16 protein-coding genes are annotated in these 13,476 nt (G+C 51.3%); 7 read left to right on the forward strand and 9 right to left on the reverse strand.

The features are described 5' to 3' along the window. Positions 1-51: 51 nt before the first annotated feature. Positions 52-966 carry a peptidylprolyl isomerase gene (locus VGS11_11390; GenBank protein ID HEV2120686.1) on the forward strand — a complete coding sequence of 305 codons (915 nt, stop codon included), beginning with the start codon at positions 52-54 and terminating at the stop codon, positions 964-966. A gap of 18 nt (positions 967-984) precedes the next feature. Here the strand turns inward: VGS11_11390 and VGS11_11395 are convergent, their stop codons facing one another. Then, the gene (locus VGS11_11395; protein ID HEV2120687.1) at positions 985-1,797 is read right to left on the reverse strand and encodes a DNA-3-methyladenine glycosylase 2 family protein; all 813 of its coding nucleotides are present in this window, start codon (positions 1,795-1,797) and stop codon (positions 985-987) included. 156 nt (positions 1,798-1,953) lie between these two features. Between VGS11_11395 and VGS11_11400 the strand changes: the two genes are divergently transcribed. After that, positions 1,954-2,739, forward strand: a complete 786-nt coding sequence (locus VGS11_11400; GenBank protein HEV2120688.1) for a class I SAM-dependent methyltransferase — start codon at positions 1,954-1,956, stop codon at positions 2,737-2,739. Positions 2,740-2,925: 186 nt separating this feature from the next. On the opposite strand, the gene VGS11_11405 is transcribed toward VGS11_11400, so the two are convergent. Beyond that, complete coding sequence (locus VGS11_11405; GenBank protein ID HEV2120689.1) at positions 2,926-3,441, reverse strand: hypothetical protein; 516 nt, start codon at positions 3,439-3,441, stop codon at positions 2,926-2,928. A gap of 325 nt (positions 3,442-3,766) precedes the next feature. On the opposite strand from VGS11_11405, the gene VGS11_11410 reads away from it, so the two are divergent. Next, positions 3,767-4,120: a helix-turn-helix domain-containing protein gene (locus tag VGS11_11410; protein ID HEV2120690.1), complete on the forward strand. Its 354-nt coding sequence runs from the start codon at positions 3,767-3,769 to the stop codon at positions 4,118-4,120. Here VGS11_11410 and ftcD read toward each other — a convergent pair. The 6 genes from ftcD to VGS11_11440 form a co-directional block, all read right to left on the reverse strand. Then, the gene (gene ftcD / locus VGS11_11415) at positions 4,104-5,645 is read right to left on the reverse strand and encodes a glutamate formimidoyltransferase (GenBank protein HEV2120691.1); all 1,542 of its coding nucleotides are present in this window, start codon (positions 5,643-5,645) and stop codon (positions 4,104-4,106) included. The two genes, VGS11_11410 and ftcD, sit on opposite strands and share 17 nt — an antisense overlap. Positions 5,646-5,714: 69 nt before the next feature. Continuing rightward, positions 5,715-5,897: a hypothetical protein gene (locus tag VGS11_11420; GenBank protein HEV2120692.1), complete on the reverse strand. Its 183-nt coding sequence runs from the start codon at positions 5,895-5,897 to the stop codon at positions 5,715-5,717. A gap of 64 nt (positions 5,898-5,961) precedes the next feature. After that, complete coding sequence (locus VGS11_11425) at positions 5,962-6,366, reverse strand: zinc ribbon domain-containing protein (protein ID HEV2120693.1); 405 nt, start codon at positions 6,364-6,366, stop codon at positions 5,962-5,964. A 97-nt stretch (positions 6,367-6,463) separates the two neighbouring features. Then, entirely contained in the window at positions 6,464-6,931 is a 468-nt protein-coding gene (locus VGS11_11430; GenBank protein HEV2120694.1) for an 8-oxo-dGTP diphosphatase, read from the reverse strand. 9 nt (positions 6,932-6,940) lie between these two features. Continuing rightward, positions 6,941-7,294, reverse strand: coding sequence for a nascent polypeptide-associated complex protein (locus VGS11_11435; protein ID HEV2120695.1), 354 nt, complete (start codon positions 7,292-7,294; stop codon positions 6,941-6,943). Positions 7,295-7,334: 40 nt separating this feature from the next. Next, complete coding sequence (locus tag VGS11_11440) at positions 7,335-7,826, reverse strand: PUA domain-containing protein (GenBank protein ID HEV2120696.1); 492 nt, start codon at positions 7,824-7,826, stop codon at positions 7,335-7,337. 76 nt (positions 7,827-7,902) lie between these two features. On the opposite strand from VGS11_11440, the gene VGS11_11445 reads away from it, so the two are divergent. The 4 genes from VGS11_11445 (at position 7,903) to VGS11_11460 (ending at position 12,434) form a co-directional block, all read left to right on the forward strand. Next, positions 7,903-8,415, forward strand: a complete 513-nt coding sequence (locus tag VGS11_11445) for a multiprotein bridging factor aMBF1 (GenBank protein ID HEV2120697.1) — start codon at positions 7,903-7,905, stop codon at positions 8,413-8,415. Between the two features lie 544 nt (positions 8,416-8,959). Beyond that, positions 8,960-9,592 carry a DUF996 domain-containing protein gene (locus VGS11_11450; protein HEV2120698.1) on the forward strand — a complete coding sequence of 211 codons (633 nt, stop codon included), beginning with the start codon at positions 8,960-8,962 and terminating at the stop codon, positions 9,590-9,592. Positions 9,593-9,713: 121 nt separating this feature from the next. Further along, positions 9,714-11,798, forward strand: coding sequence for a helicase HerA-like domain-containing protein (locus VGS11_11455; protein HEV2120699.1), 2,085 nt, complete (start codon positions 9,714-9,716; stop codon positions 11,796-11,798). A gap of 36 nt (positions 11,799-11,834) precedes the next feature. Continuing rightward, entirely contained in the window at positions 11,835-12,434 is a 600-nt protein-coding gene (locus VGS11_11460; protein ID HEV2120700.1) for an RDD family protein, read from the forward strand. A 278-nt stretch (positions 12,435-12,712) separates the two neighbouring features. Here the strand turns inward: VGS11_11460 and VGS11_11465 are convergent, their stop codons facing one another. Beyond that, positions 12,713-13,471 carry a DUF2110 family protein gene (locus tag VGS11_11465; protein HEV2120701.1) on the reverse strand — a complete coding sequence of 253 codons (759 nt, stop codon included), beginning with the start codon at positions 13,469-13,471 and terminating at the stop codon, positions 12,713-12,715. Between the last annotated feature and the right edge of the window lie 5 nt (positions 13,472-13,476).

A 13,476-nucleotide genomic window follows, 5' to 3' on the forward strand; every position in this document is an offset into this window, starting at 1 on the left:
AACCGAATCATATTTCAACAGGCAAGACATCGACGCCTGTTAGAGAGTTAGGTGCCCTCCCCACAAAAGCGTCGAATCATAGAAAAGACGCGCAGACGAGAAAAACGGGGCAGAGTATTCCTCGTAGCACTAGTTCTGATCATCATCGCTGTCGGGATTGGCTGGTACGTTTACTCTGTGGTAACTGCCCCTGTACCGGACTTTACTGTCGCCGCTCCGGTGGGCGTAACAATTGTTGCGGGTAGTCCAACCATTTCAACAATCACGGTGACCGCTGTAAACCAGTTTAGTGGAACAGTTCTTCTGACTGTGAGTGGCTCGACTGGTTTGAACGCAACAATCAATCCGGCATCAATTACGGGCGGCTCTGGCACAGCTAAGCTAACGACAACCGCGGCGAACAATGGTAGTTATACCGTAACGGTAACTGCGAAGAGTGGAGGTCTGACGCACTCCGTGACGCCTAGGGTGGCCACTCCAATGTTCGCAACACTATCTACAACCAACGGAACCATAATGGTCGAGCTTTACCCTGCTTCAGCCCCCAAGACAGTGGCAAACTTCGTCAGCCTTGCCCAACGGGGATTCTACCAGAACCTCGTCTGGCACAGAATTGTCAAGGGCTTCGTAATCCAGACAGGAGATCCAACCTCAAAGAACGCTGGAGGCAATAACAATACTTGGGGACAAGGCGGATCCCAACAGACAGTCCCGTTGGAGATCGATAGTTCTCTTCAGAACCTGAGCGGTTATCTTGGAATGGCCCGTTCTTCAGATCCGAATAGCGGGAGTTCCCAGTTTTACATCAACCTGGCCGACAATCATTCTCTTGACGGTAATTACACGGTGTTCGGAAAAGTAATCACTGGTATGAACGTCGCTCTGACTATTGGAAATGTCGCCGTGTATCCTCGGAGCAATCAACCGATTAACCCCGTGTTCCTTACGGATGTCACAATCCGATAATCTGTGACCGATTGGGTTTCAGGGTCCCGCCGCGGTTCTTAGATAGTATGCCCAGTAGCCCTTCCATCGTCCATATTTCTCTGCGATAACGTGAAGTCTCTGAGTCGTCATAGGTTTTCCATAGACCCTCGCTGTTGCCGAGATCAGATGCTTCTCGACAGCTAGTTTCTCCATCCGACCAAGACCTCTGAGAAGAATGAGTCTTGCAGACCATTCTCCTATTCCTCTGACGTTCTTCAGCCAATCCTCGACCTTGTCATACTCGGCAGTTCTCAAGAATCTCTCATCTACCTCATTGAACGCCTTGATTACCTCAGCTAGATACTCTTCTCGACGCTCATGCTTAATCAGAGCCTTCACCTCTGCTGTGGAAGCGTCTTGGAGCTGGCCAGGCTCTGGAAAGGCTCGGTACACGTGACCATTTACCTCAAGGCTCGTGCCGAAACGCTCGAGCAACGCCTGCTTAGCTTTCCGCGCGGCGCTCAACTGATTCCGTTGTGAAAGCACAGCCCAGCAGGCACATTCGAACGGAGTCAGGAACTTGACCTGGTGAAGCCCATAGAGCTTCTGCAGTACAGGTGCAAAGTTGGAGTCATTGATTGCTGTTCGGTAGAACTGTTCTAGATCGTCAGATAGGCTTAGGAAGAACGAGATCCGATCGGTTACGACCTCAGTCAGACCTCGAGAGAGCGGGTGGTCGGCGAAGAGAGCATACTTTAGCCCTGGCATCTTTATTGTCCCGGTCGGTCTTAGCTGGAACACGATAGCTCGGCCCCCGACCCTGACCGCTTTTGTCATCGAAAGCTCGCTCACAGTCTGATCTTCCCGCATCGGCGGAAACTTTCCAAGAAAGTCCAGCGACTTTGCAAAGTCAAAAGGCGGGGTCGGCCGAAGCGAACCCTCTTCAGAATACAATCCCATTCTCGGCCCTTCTTCAAGAACTAATCGTATGATTGCCTACTTAGGTAGGCCGGAGGGCTAACGTCTATGAGACGAGAACCAGAGAGAATCGAAATGCGACAAATTGTCAGTGATCCCAGGAATGTGGAAACTGCATACGCCCTTCAATACGAGAATCTCGCGAAAAAGATCGTGAGTCTTGTTCGTACCAGGAATGGGACTCTCGTAGAGGTCGGGTGTGGAGAAGGACAGCTAACTATCCATCTGGCAAAGCTTCTCCCCCGCCACCGATTCAGCGTCGTGGACGCATTCACTGGTGCATATTCAGGGGCTCTGAATCGGTTGAGCAGGGCTCTATCTGGAGTGAACCTGAAGAATCGCGTCAAGGTGCACAGAACAGACTATCTGGACTGGCTCAGGGAAGAATTCTCCGACAAGTATGTTGGGGTAATATCTAGCGAGTTTCTACCCGAGATTGATTCCTACGAACTGTCCATGTTCGTGTCGGAATGCTATCGGGTTGTGAGACCCGGCGGTCTAACTGTCCACTCATTTCTCTCGCCAATAGCCAGAAACCGTCGACAGAAGTTGCTGATAGAGGCCGACAGTAACCCGAAGTGGACAAAGACCCCTCCCAAGGAATGGTTTTCTCCCGAACCTGCCCTCGTATTGTCAAAGCTAAGACGAGTAGGCTTTCGAGATCTCCGTATTGCCAGGCTCGAGAGCAATCTCATCATAAAGTCTAGTGCAGCGAGGAACCTCCTCCATAGTTGGGATGTTAGAAGTAGATTCTGGAAGACACACAAGGTGGAGCTAGCAAGCAAAGGCTTGGAAGTCCCCGATTGGGTGATAGTGTCAGGTCGCAAGCCCTAGGTAACCGGCTTACAGTTTAGGTCTTGGCATGGAGGAAAAATGGGATTCGATCAGCGGGAAGGCGAGCAAATGCTCGGCTTACTTATGCGGTCCCGCTTGTCTCGGTCTCTTTGGTTCGTTCCATCGTCCCGCCGCATCCGCAGCCGGGTCCGCAGCAGCAACAACTCAAATCACGCTTCACCTCGGTTAGTCAGGAACGGTAGTGGTTTCTAAGGCGGCGGTCGCAACATCATTTCGTTCACACCTTAGGCAGGCCAAGTTAGGGATCACTTCAACACGGATAGGCTTGGCTTTCGACAGTTTTGCTCGATGTTTTCGATTCTGACTTGTTCCCAAAGGTCCAAGATACCTCCCATTCTCGTCCCGATATTCGATAAAGGGAAACCTATGACAGAAACTAGCTTCCCATATTCTCACCCACGGAAATACTATCTTGTCAAGATCTACATAACGAGCCTCGGGAACTATCCAAAGGAGTTTCTCAATAGCTTCACCAGATTGAATCATGAACAATAGTCGAGTTAAGTGGCCTTGAATGTGAAGAGGGTTGAAACTCGGCATTTCCTCTTCAAAAAGAACGATCTTACCATCGTTCGTAATTGCTGCTCCATCCCATCGAAAGATGAGACATAAATCTGATTGAGGATCATGATACCCGAATACTCCACCATCTCTAGATGTTGTTCGACGCTGAAGATTCAACCTTCGAACTAGTCGAGCGACAGAAATCATTGCGTTTCAAAAACACTGAGATAGCTATTAGCTAGAGATGCCTGAATCATGCAACATTTCCAACCGCTCAAGCTGTCGATCAGTGAAAAAAAGGTGGGACTTTGTGAGATCTCGGCTTGAATTAGCCGATGGCTATGGTGTATTATCAATGCCTGGTCCGCCACTGCAACCGCAGGAGCAGCCACAGCCTGAGCAGCAACAATTCTCCACTCTCACTTCACCTCTGCAAGTAACGTTAGTTACGAAAGTGAAGTATTTAGGCTAGGAAGTTACCAAGAAGTAACTAGATGAAGGAATGGTAAGGACGAAGGAAGGAGAACCATGCTGCATCTGCCCATGTCCATGTGAAGGAATAATCGAGATTATCGGCAAGAAGTGGGCCCTCTGCGTCCTGGCTCTACTAGGCAACGATGGGACGCTCCGCTTCAACAAGCTAGCAGAAAGACTCCCAGGAATAAGCGCGAAGACACTAACAGAAGTTCTGAAAGACCTTCAACGAACAGGGCTAGTCAAGCGTCAAGCCTTCGCCGAAATCCCACCACGAGTGGAATACCATCTGACAAAAGAAGGAAACGAGTTGACAATGCTAGTGGCACCGTTGATGATCTGGGCTGACAACAGGACAGGGCTTATCAAGCTGGAATCCTAGGACGCTTGATTCTAGATTCAACAATTCTTAGAGCCTGCTCTTCAAGCTGCGCTGCTTCCTTCCGAAGCTCGGAGACCTTTCTTGAGATCTTTTCCACATACTTTTGATCATCAAGACTCGCTAAATTGATCACGACATTGCTTGCCGCTCCTTCAACAGCTGCTCGCGCCGCTGAGACCGCAGTGACTAAATCGGACAGCGCGTTTGTGGAGCCTTTCTCCGCGACCTCGCTAGCTAATCGGAGAACCTCCGCTGAAGTTTCAAGAGTTGAAAGTGGGACCTCAGATGCCTCGATAGTTGCTTCTGCAATGGCCTTCTTTCGAACTTCAGGCTGATCCTTTGAGAGCTTGAACGCTTTCATCACCAAGTCAAAGGCCCTAGTGTCTTCTACAACGAGCTGTAGAAGTCTCTGGCGAAGAGCTTCGCCCTCCTTTACTACCTCTGCAAGCTTTTCTGCACTAGGTGGCGCGTCCTTTTTTCCCAGCGTGATCCGGGCAACCATGCAGACCAGCCCTGCTGCCAGTGCGCCCATGTACGCGGAGACGCTTCCGCCTCCCGGAGTTGCCTTCTTGGATGCGACTTCTTCGCTGAACAAGGCCAAGCTTTGGTCGGTCAATATTGATGGCTTGGGGGCGAAGAGCTTCCTCTCCAAGACTTGATCTCGACTGAAATTCTCGAGGCGCAAATAGAACTCCGCCGAGTCAACTAGCGCATCCATGGGCGTTAGTCCTACGATTTCGCTGCCGACAACTGGAGTGCCATAGCGGTCTGCGAATAGTTTGACGAGTTCGTATGCCTTGAACAATTGACTCTTGCGATAATTCGTCAGGTTCATTGACACCTGGACTAATCCTCGCTCTTTCAGCTCGAACCCGAGAGCCTTTACGAATGATAGACCGCCGTCCTTCGCTCGTAATTGATGAGCTATTTTCTTCGCGACGTCTAGGTCACTCGTTCCAAGGTTGACGTTGTAAGCTATCAGAATCTCGCGGGCTCCAACAGCCGTCGCGCCAGCGGTAGGATGAATCTTCTCGGGACCGAAGTCCGGTTTTCTCGCCGGCTTTTTACCGATCTTGTCTCGAAGGCCTTCAAACTCTCCCTCCCGGACATCAGCAAGGTTCTTCCTTTCAGGGACCGTGGCCGCTTCTTCGTATAAGAAGACGGGCACATGGAATTTCTCAGTGAATTCTTTCCCGAAGGCGCGAGCCAGGGAGACGCATTCTTCCATCGAAATGCCAGATATTGGAACAAAGGGTACGACATCTACCGCACCCATCCGTGGATGCTCGCCTTTGTGATTTCTCAGATCGATAAGCTCGATCGCCTTTTGGCTCGCAGCTAATGCAGCATCTTTCACTGGTCCAGGCTCGCCGACGAAGCTTATCACGGACCGGTTGTGGTCCGGGTTGGACTCGACATCTAGAAGAATTACGCCAGGGGTCTTTCTTATGGCGTCCGCGATGGATTCGATGACATCTTTTCTTCGGCCCTCGCTGAAGTTAGGAACACACTCGACTAGCCGCAACCTTTTCGCCCTACGAGACTGAAGAGCCTGATTCCTTAAAGATTCAAACAGCTGGATGCCTGATGGATTCTAGCCTCTGAGGAAGCCTCGAAACTGTCGTTCTGCCCTCAATCGGGTCTCAATCTGGTCCAATCGGCTTTGCAGTTTCTCGATTATGGAGTCGACTTGATCGGACCTCCGATCTAGTTTTCCCAGGCGTTCTTCAATCTGGTCAAGTCGGCGCTCCGTCTTCTTGACTCGTTCCTCGCTCATACGATACAATCTCGCAGAAGTCAATTCAAAGCTTATCGATAGCAATCATTGGGGAGTTGACTCATCATTGTTCCCGTTCGATACGCTCTTTGTCCTCTTCCTCTTCGATCATCAATCTTCTCCCTTGTCGGAAAGACCAAGACCTTCTTCCTAGATTGCCAAAGATCGCGGTCACGGTGACAGTGAGGCCAGTTGGGATGAGCAACATGCTCCAGGGGGAGAAAAAAACCAGTCCAGGAATTAGAATTGCCAGTCCGGCTGCAGTTCCACCTAGAACTTTCACAACGCCCTTCTTCCGCATTTGACGAGTCAGCTGCCTCTCCGCCACACGTCTTTTGAATTCATCCTCTAACTCAACCTGTTCCACGGATTCAGTCATTGGAGATACGGTCGACAGGTTTTCTCCGCAGACCCCGCAAGTAGACTCTTCGTCGGGGCCAATCGATCCGCAACCAGGACACTTCTTCAATCAGAACTTCTCCTTGATAGAAAAAAGTCGAACGATGTTCCTAGGGAAGTCCCGCTCTGTTAGCTTATTCTTTGCGGTCACTAAGACGGGCTCCAAGCTAGAGAAGCTGAATCGTATGATCAACCAGTTTCTCGAAGTCTCCTCTGAAGTAGAATTCTCCCTTGAAAGGTCTGCCTTCTACTGCGTGCTTGTACCAGTATCTGTCATCCTCCCACATCTGGTCAAATGGAGGGTGGTCGGTTGGAAACCACTGGAGGACGCCTTCCTTGCCTTCCTTTATTGTGCCGTGAAATTCGGTCGTGAGAAAAACGTGTGCTATCCAGTCAGGGTTTTCACGTCCGTCATGTTTGAAAAAGGCAAGGGTTCCAACGCGTCTTGGTCCTTGGACGACCAGACCAGTTTCTTCGTGGACTTCTCTCACAGCGCATTGTTCGGCATCCTCGTTGGGGTGTAGTTTTCCACCTGGTGCGTTCCATTTTCCGGCTCCGAAGAGTCCGGGGTTCTTTTTCAGCAACAGGACCCTGTTATCATGAAGAATGAAGCATAGGGTTGCGTGGATAGTCATCTAGTCAAATCAATGGTTGCGTTTCTGTTTCAGCAGGATGATGGCCTGTGCAAGGTCCCCGCCTGATTGTCGAAGTGCGTTCGTCGCTTCTTCTGCGGACACTCCTGCTTGTGAGGCGACAAGCTTCACGTCATCGTCAGAGCCTCCGCCTATTCCCTCCTCCCTCATCGTTCCTCCTCCGACTTGGTAGACTGTCTGTCCCTGTACGGTCACAGTAGCGACTTCGGGATTGTCAATAACGATTCTCCTGGTCGGGGTTTCCATGATCACTTTTGTGACGTCGTCTAGTTGTTGGACTTGCATGCCCATGCGTTGCATCATCCGGTTTGCTTCGCGGGGGTTGATCTTTCCTCGACGCATCATCACGAAATCGCTGTCTCCACGCGTTCAGGGATTGTTAAGCCTATTCAGAATCCGCAACGCCATGGCGAACCTTCACTGCTAACCCGATTTTGAAGCTCTGCATCTCTATCGCGTTGAAGAAGGATCTTCCGACAGCAAGCAAGCGGTCCTTCTTGTCCACCACCAGAACCTCCTCTTGAGGCCGCAGCTCGGGATCCACGCCTGTCACGTGTTTGGCGAACACGTTTCCACCCTTTCTGATGAATGACTCGACTCCTGGTGTGACCGTGACTCGGAGTTTCGGCGTCTTGAACACACGCTTCAACGCGAGTCCTCCATTCACCGTGAGCGCTAGAAGCCCGTCTTTGGGGCGATACGTGGCCAGTAATTTCCCATCATTGTACACGTGGCGTATTCTATGTGTATTCGGGGATCGTACGATTAGTATTGACGGGGGAAAGGCTTTCTCGGCTCCTCGCCCAAACTGGTATGCTGCGACAGCCCTGATCCTTCTTAGTTCGTGGAGCTGGGGTTTGACAGGCTGAAGCGGCATTGCTGTTCCGATAGCTAATTAAGCTGGGTCGGAGCCTATTTCTATTGTTTCTCGCCGCGAGGTCTTGTAGCAACCATTGTACTGTGAGGTTTGCGGGAACGAGATTGTCGGTAGACCCGCCCGGTCCCTTGTCGAAGGCGCGACCCTGATTGTTTGCCAGCAATGTTCGAGCTTGGGGAAGGAGCTTCCAGGCTTTCCCGAGAGAAAGCGCGGAACAGCCCGTCTCGGCCCGGTGCCATCCCACACTAGAACTCCACTCGAGAGTCTTCCGAAAGCAATTGAGGAGTCGGATCTAGTGGAGGATTATCCTGAGATCGTGAAGGAAGGTCGTGAGAAGCTGGGCTTGTCGCAGACGGATCTCGCGTTCAAGGCGAAGGAGAAGCTGACGGTTATCCAGAAGATCGAGTTGGGCAAGATCGTGCCTACGATGCGGTTGACCAAGGAATTGGAACATATTCTAAGGGTCAAACTGCTTGCTCCGCGAGGTGAGCTCGAGGTTTCCACAGTACCAGTCAAACAAGCCGGCCCTAGAGAGCTAACCCTCGGCGATATCGCGCTCGTAAGGCATCGAGAGCCCGAAAGCAAGTAACAGTGCAGGGGCCCAACCTGACCCATAAACCAGCATTCCCCCATCTAGCCATCGCAAACCGTCTCTCATTGTAACTATTTTTTCGCCCAACCTTTCTTTCGGCCTAACTATTCTTTTTCCGTTAACTATTCTGTGAACCCCGGGGTGGTCCTTTTTTTCCATGCCGCGCTCTTCGTGAACCCTGAGAATTTCACGTTCAGCCGCCCTTGCTGGTCCTGTCGCTCTTCGTGGCCCGAACTCCCGGCAGAGAAATCGCCCATTTCTAGCCCTGATCCCGATTCTGGGCCATTCCCTAGATTTCGCGGTCTAATCGTTCGGGAATCGCCGGGATAACTCAGGCAAACACTTCTCCATCAAAGCCTAGATCACGCTCCGAATCGGCCGACTCGCCTATAATCAATGCCAGATGGGAAATTTTTCAGGAGAAAAGGGGGGTATTAGCGATAGGGTCTCGAGACGCAGGAGCGGTTTCCCGGAAGACCGCGAACGTGGCGTTCAATTCTCTTCGTAAAGCATTATTTACTTTGAGACTGTCGCGCTAAGCATGGCTTCTCTGAGCCGAGCAAAGACGCTGGGTGGAGTAGGCTCCATACTCGTTCTTCTAGGCGCTATTCCCAATGTAGGATTCGTCCTCGCAATTATAGGCTTCATCCTAATTCTCGTAGCTGTCAAGAATGTCTCCGAGTCCGTCAACGAGCCTGGTATCTTCAGCAACATGATAATCGCTGTTCTCCTGGCAATAGTCGGACTCGTAGTGTTCGGCGTCATAGTGATCGCGGCGTTTTTGTCGTTCTTCAACTTCGGTCGGGTTGGAACCTTCACTCCGGGAACCGTACCGCCCGGTTTCCTGGGAGCCATAGGACTCCTCATCGTCGGACTAGTGGTCGTCTGGGTCTTCTATCTGGTCTCGGCAATATTCATCCGTAAAAGCTACGACAGGATAGGTTTGAGATTGAACGTGAACATGTTTCAGACAACAGGCCTCTTATACCTGATAGGTGCCGCCCTCACCATCGTCCTAGTCGGAATCCTGATCATCCTCATCGCAGAGATACTCCAGATCGTAGCCTTCTTCTCAATACCTGACCAGCTCCCACCATCAATGCCACCCCAGCAATCTTGGGGACCACCAACACCGCCAGCACCAATGCCTCCATCTCAACCCCCGACACAATAGGGCCCCCTCCAAGACCGTCGTCGTTACACAGCAAACATCTAGCTCCGCCCTTCGGGCTTATGAGGAAGGGCCAAGCGCATCACGTGGCCCCACGGCGAAACCTACCGGACCAGTAAGAGAAATGACGAAGTTTCTGATAGGACAAACTGGCGACGGAAAACCGTTCACCATCGACCCTACCGGCCTCACTAAACACACAATCGTATTCGGAGCAACCGGATCCGGAAAGACAGTTCTCTGCAAGTCAATAATGGAAGAGGCCTCCAGTCGTGGAACGCCAGTAATCGCGATAGACCCGAAGGGGGACATAGGATGCTTAGCCATACGCTCCGAGAACTTCAGTTTCAGACCCTTTTCTGACAACGAGGCCAAGCTTCTCGGCAAAACCCCAGAAGACTACTCGAAGGAACTTGCCAGCCAATACCTTGACAGCTACACTGCTTTAGCTCGCGACGATGATGAGCTGAGCCGTTTCGTCGAAAAGACCGATGTACGGATCTTCACTCCTCGGTCAAGCACAGGCCTCCCAGTCTCCATGTCGCCAAGGCTGACTCCGCCCAAAGACTTCGCAAAGACGATGGGAGAAGACCCTAGCCTCGCACTCGATATGCTCGAGCTGAAGGCCTCCAACCTGCTCCGGCTGGCAGGCTATTCGGAAGATGGAAAGGTACAACGGTCTCTAATCTCCACAATCCTAGAGGATGAGTGGAGGGCCGGACACGAGCTTACCATAGAAAAACTGATCGAGCTGGTTTCAAACCCACCCTTCGAGAAGCTCGGCATGCTGTCGCTCGACGACGCTATCAGCAAGCGTGAGAGAAGCGAGCTATCCAGACGACTCAACGTCCTGGTCACGGACGCCGCTGCCAGAGCTTGGTTCCTCGGAGAGCCTCCGGACTTCGACCGCTGGTTCCACAAGTCCCAGGGACGAACCCCGATAAATATCGTCGACCTCCGAACCATTCCAAGCGAGGAAGGAAAACAGGTCTTCGTAGAATACCTCCTCCAAGAGCTGTTCTATTGGATCAGCAGACAAGAGGGAACCCAGACACTGCAGTATCTTCTCTACTTTGACGAGATACATGGCTACTGCCCACCCGTCCGGGAACCTCCCTCAAAGAAGATTCTGATGCACCTCATCCACGTCTCGCGAGCCTACGGCCTTGGAATCGTGATGGCGACCCAGAACCCTGTAGATGTGGATTACAAGGTAATCTCGAACGCAAACTTCCGGTTTATCGGCAATCTATCGACTCGCCAGGACATTGAGAGGGTTCGCACGGGTCTATCGCTTGGCGCTGACGCTTTCCAGGTAATATCAGGCTTGAAGACTCGCCAGCTCTACTACCAGATCTTCGATCAGGGAGAATCTGGAATTCTCAGTCCCAGATGGCTCATCAGCTACCATCGTGGACCGCTGGAACCATTAGAGATAAAGAGATTGAAAGAGGGAGCCGCTCCTGAGAAGATGACGGTTAAGGTAGCCCCGCTGGCAGTGCCGGAAGAAGTTTTCCTGCGGGACACCGACAGGAAACGGGCCAAGAAGGGCATCATAGGGGGAACAGAGGAAAAAGTCGTATTCGCTAAGACAATCTTTTTGCCATATCTGGACTTTACTTACCGGTTTCCGGCCGAACGAGGCCTACTGTCAAAGCAGACTGTGATGAGTGAAGGCCGGTCAACGGTCCTCGCCTTACGAGAGGCAAACTTCGGCTTCGATCCCAGACTAGTAGAACTAGCTCCGATGCTTATTGACATGGAAGAGAACTCTGCATCCGTGATTAACGGCGTTGACTCTACTGTTTTGGTAAGCGAGCGACTGGCCGAGCTCAAGAATCTTCTCAGAGATTATGAAGCGCAGTCAGAAGAGAGGTCGAAACAGTACGAGGCTCTTCCCAAGGAGAGTGCGGCAAAAGAGAATCTGAAAGAGAATATCGAGTTTCTTCGAAAGACAAAGTTGTTGCGATGGAAGATGTTTGCCGACGGGCTGCAGCTTCCCGCAAAGCTCGATCTCGACAAGCTAGAGCTCCTGGACGGGACACTGTTCTACATGCCTTATTTTATCGCAAAGCTGTCACGTGGAGGGGAAGCACGGTATATTGTCTGGAACCGCGAAGGAAGAGAAGACGATACAATTGCGGACGAAATGACGAAGAACAAGAAGTTCCGAGCACTCATCGAGACACACATGCTTCCCTTACAGTGATATAGAAGTTCGGACACTTTTTCAGTGACGCTATCAATGGCCTTCTGTTGGAGATGCGGAGCTCAGCTTTACGAGAGTTCTTCATTCTGTCATAATTGTGGAGCACCAGCCAAGCCCTCCCCAACAACGGCTTCGGGTGGTCAAATAGGCTTTGAACGGCTGAAGGATGATAGAGCATTCCAAGACCACTGGGTGAAACGCGTTATCGCCTATGCAATCGATGTAGCCATCGTGTCGGTTGCCGTATATTTTCTCGTACTCGTTGTGGCCCTTCCTGCTATTCCCGCGGTTTTCTTTGGCCAAACATTCCCTTTTGCATGGTTCTGGGGGTTCTGGCTGGGCGGAATCTCACCGTTGATCGTTCTAGCCTACTTTGTCTTCGCTGAGGCTTTGTTCGAGAGGACAGTTGGCAAGGAGCTGATGGGTTTGAGAGTTGCAAGGCTGGACGGCAAACGTGTCGATCTCTGGTCTTCGCTTGTCAGAAACATCTCAAAGATCGCCTTCATTCTTCTGGTAATTGACGTGGTAGCTGGTCTCGGGACCCCCGGAAACGGCCGGCAAAAGTATAGCGACCGTTACATTGGAACAACGGTCGAAACCATGAACACGAGTAGGATCATTCCTGACCGGCTATAGAAAGCCAGATAGTTCTGTTCTTCCCACATTTCTCGCGCTAGGGCTGACTTAAGTTTGAAGCAACTAGACTGTTTCGGCTCACATCAGCAACAATGAAATGAGCTTAATATCCTAACAAGGATTTTCACGTCTCGAGGTTTTTCGATTTGGTGGCTAGAAGGGGAAAACGGGCTAAGAAGACTTCCCGCAAGAGTTCCGGACCCGCTGATACACTTCATGAGCCCTTGGAAACCTCGCTGCTCGGCAACCCAATCGATGAGAATGTGATATGATGATCTCTACAGTTTGATATGGGTCCGGTAAGACTTCAAGCTTACACCTCTAAGACGATTGCCAATCTTCGCAATAACTCCCGGCGCTTCGGTCCCAATCTTGCATAGAACAGATTGAACAAAGACAGAAAGGCTCTCCACCGCCACAATGTCACTCTCCAGCCCCGAAGCCCTCACAGCATTCTCCACGAAGTCCACGTCAGCGCCTACCACTATTACCCTGTCAAAGGGATATTTTCTCCACGAAACAAGACTGTCCCTCGCTTGATCGTTTAGTTCAACGGAGATGTTCTCGCCTTCAAGCTCAGTCACGATCATTTGCAGTGGTACAAAGTCGACCAATGCATTCGCATCGAGGATTTCTCTGGCCGACTTTGGTTCTCCATCGGCCAACTGCGCCCGCATTCTGTGGAGGGGATAAAGTGCATCCTTAGGTCTAGGGTCTTGGACTCCTATGTCAAAGTAGACCCCATATCCAATTCGCCCGGCACCAGCAACAAAGCCTCTTACGGCATCCCACTTTTCTAGACTCGAATGGGAGACCGGAGCCTCACCGTATTCTTGTTTGAGGAGGTTGAGAAACGCGTCTGCATCCTCGCCTCTAGCCCTAACCTGGAGCCATTGTCCTTGGTTGCCGAAGTCTGATTCCATTTTGAGGCCGCTTGCTTTCTCGGAGAGAACCTTAGCGAGGAATTGTGAGCCTTGTTTGAGTACTTGCGGTGGGATTTTCTCGGCGAGGGTGGCGATCTGCCATTCCTCTACCAATTGTG

The sequence above is a fragment of the Candidatus Bathyarchaeia archaeon genome (assembly GCA_035935655.1).
Taxonomy (GTDB): Archaea; Thermoproteota; Bathyarchaeia; order 40CM-2-53-6; family 40CM-2-53-6; genus 40CM-2-53-6.

Excerpts from the sequence above, each read along its gene's own strand:
- VGS11_11420 (HEV2120692.1), bottom strand. The coding sequence starts at position 5,897 with ATGAGCGAGGAACGAGTCAAGAAGACGGAGCGCCGACTTGACCAGATT.
- VGS11_11400 (HEV2120688.1), top strand. The coding sequence starts at position 1,954 with ATGAGACGAGAACCAGAGAGAATCGAAATGCGACAAATTGTCAGTGAT.
- VGS11_11440 (HEV2120696.1), bottom strand. The coding sequence starts at position 7,826 with ATGCCGCTTCAGCCTGTCAAACCCCAGCTCCACGAACTAAGAAGGATC.
- VGS11_11435 (HEV2120695.1), bottom strand. The coding sequence starts at position 7,294 with ATGATGCGTCGAGGAAAGATCAACCCCCGCGAAGCAAACCGGATGATG.
- VGS11_11395 (HEV2120687.1), bottom strand. The coding sequence starts at position 1,797 with ATGCGGGAAGATCAGACTGTGAGCGAGCTTTCGATGACAAAAGCGGTC.
- VGS11_11410 (HEV2120690.1), top strand. The coding sequence starts at position 3,767 with ATGGTAAGGACGAAGGAAGGAGAACCATGCTGCATCTGCCCATGTCCA.
- VGS11_11455 (HEV2120699.1), top strand. The coding sequence starts at position 9,714 with ATGACGAAGTTTCTGATAGGACAAACTGGCGACGGAAAACCGTTCACC.
- VGS11_11460 (HEV2120700.1), top strand. The coding sequence starts at position 11,835 with ATGGCCTTCTGTTGGAGATGCGGAGCTCAGCTTTACGAGAGTTCTTCA.
- VGS11_11430 (HEV2120694.1), bottom strand. The coding sequence starts at position 6,931 with ATGACTATCCACGCAACCCTATGCTTCATTCTTCATGATAACAGGGTC.
- VGS11_11450 (HEV2120698.1), top strand. The coding sequence starts at position 8,960 with ATGGCTTCTCTGAGCCGAGCAAAGACGCTGGGTGGAGTAGGCTCCATA.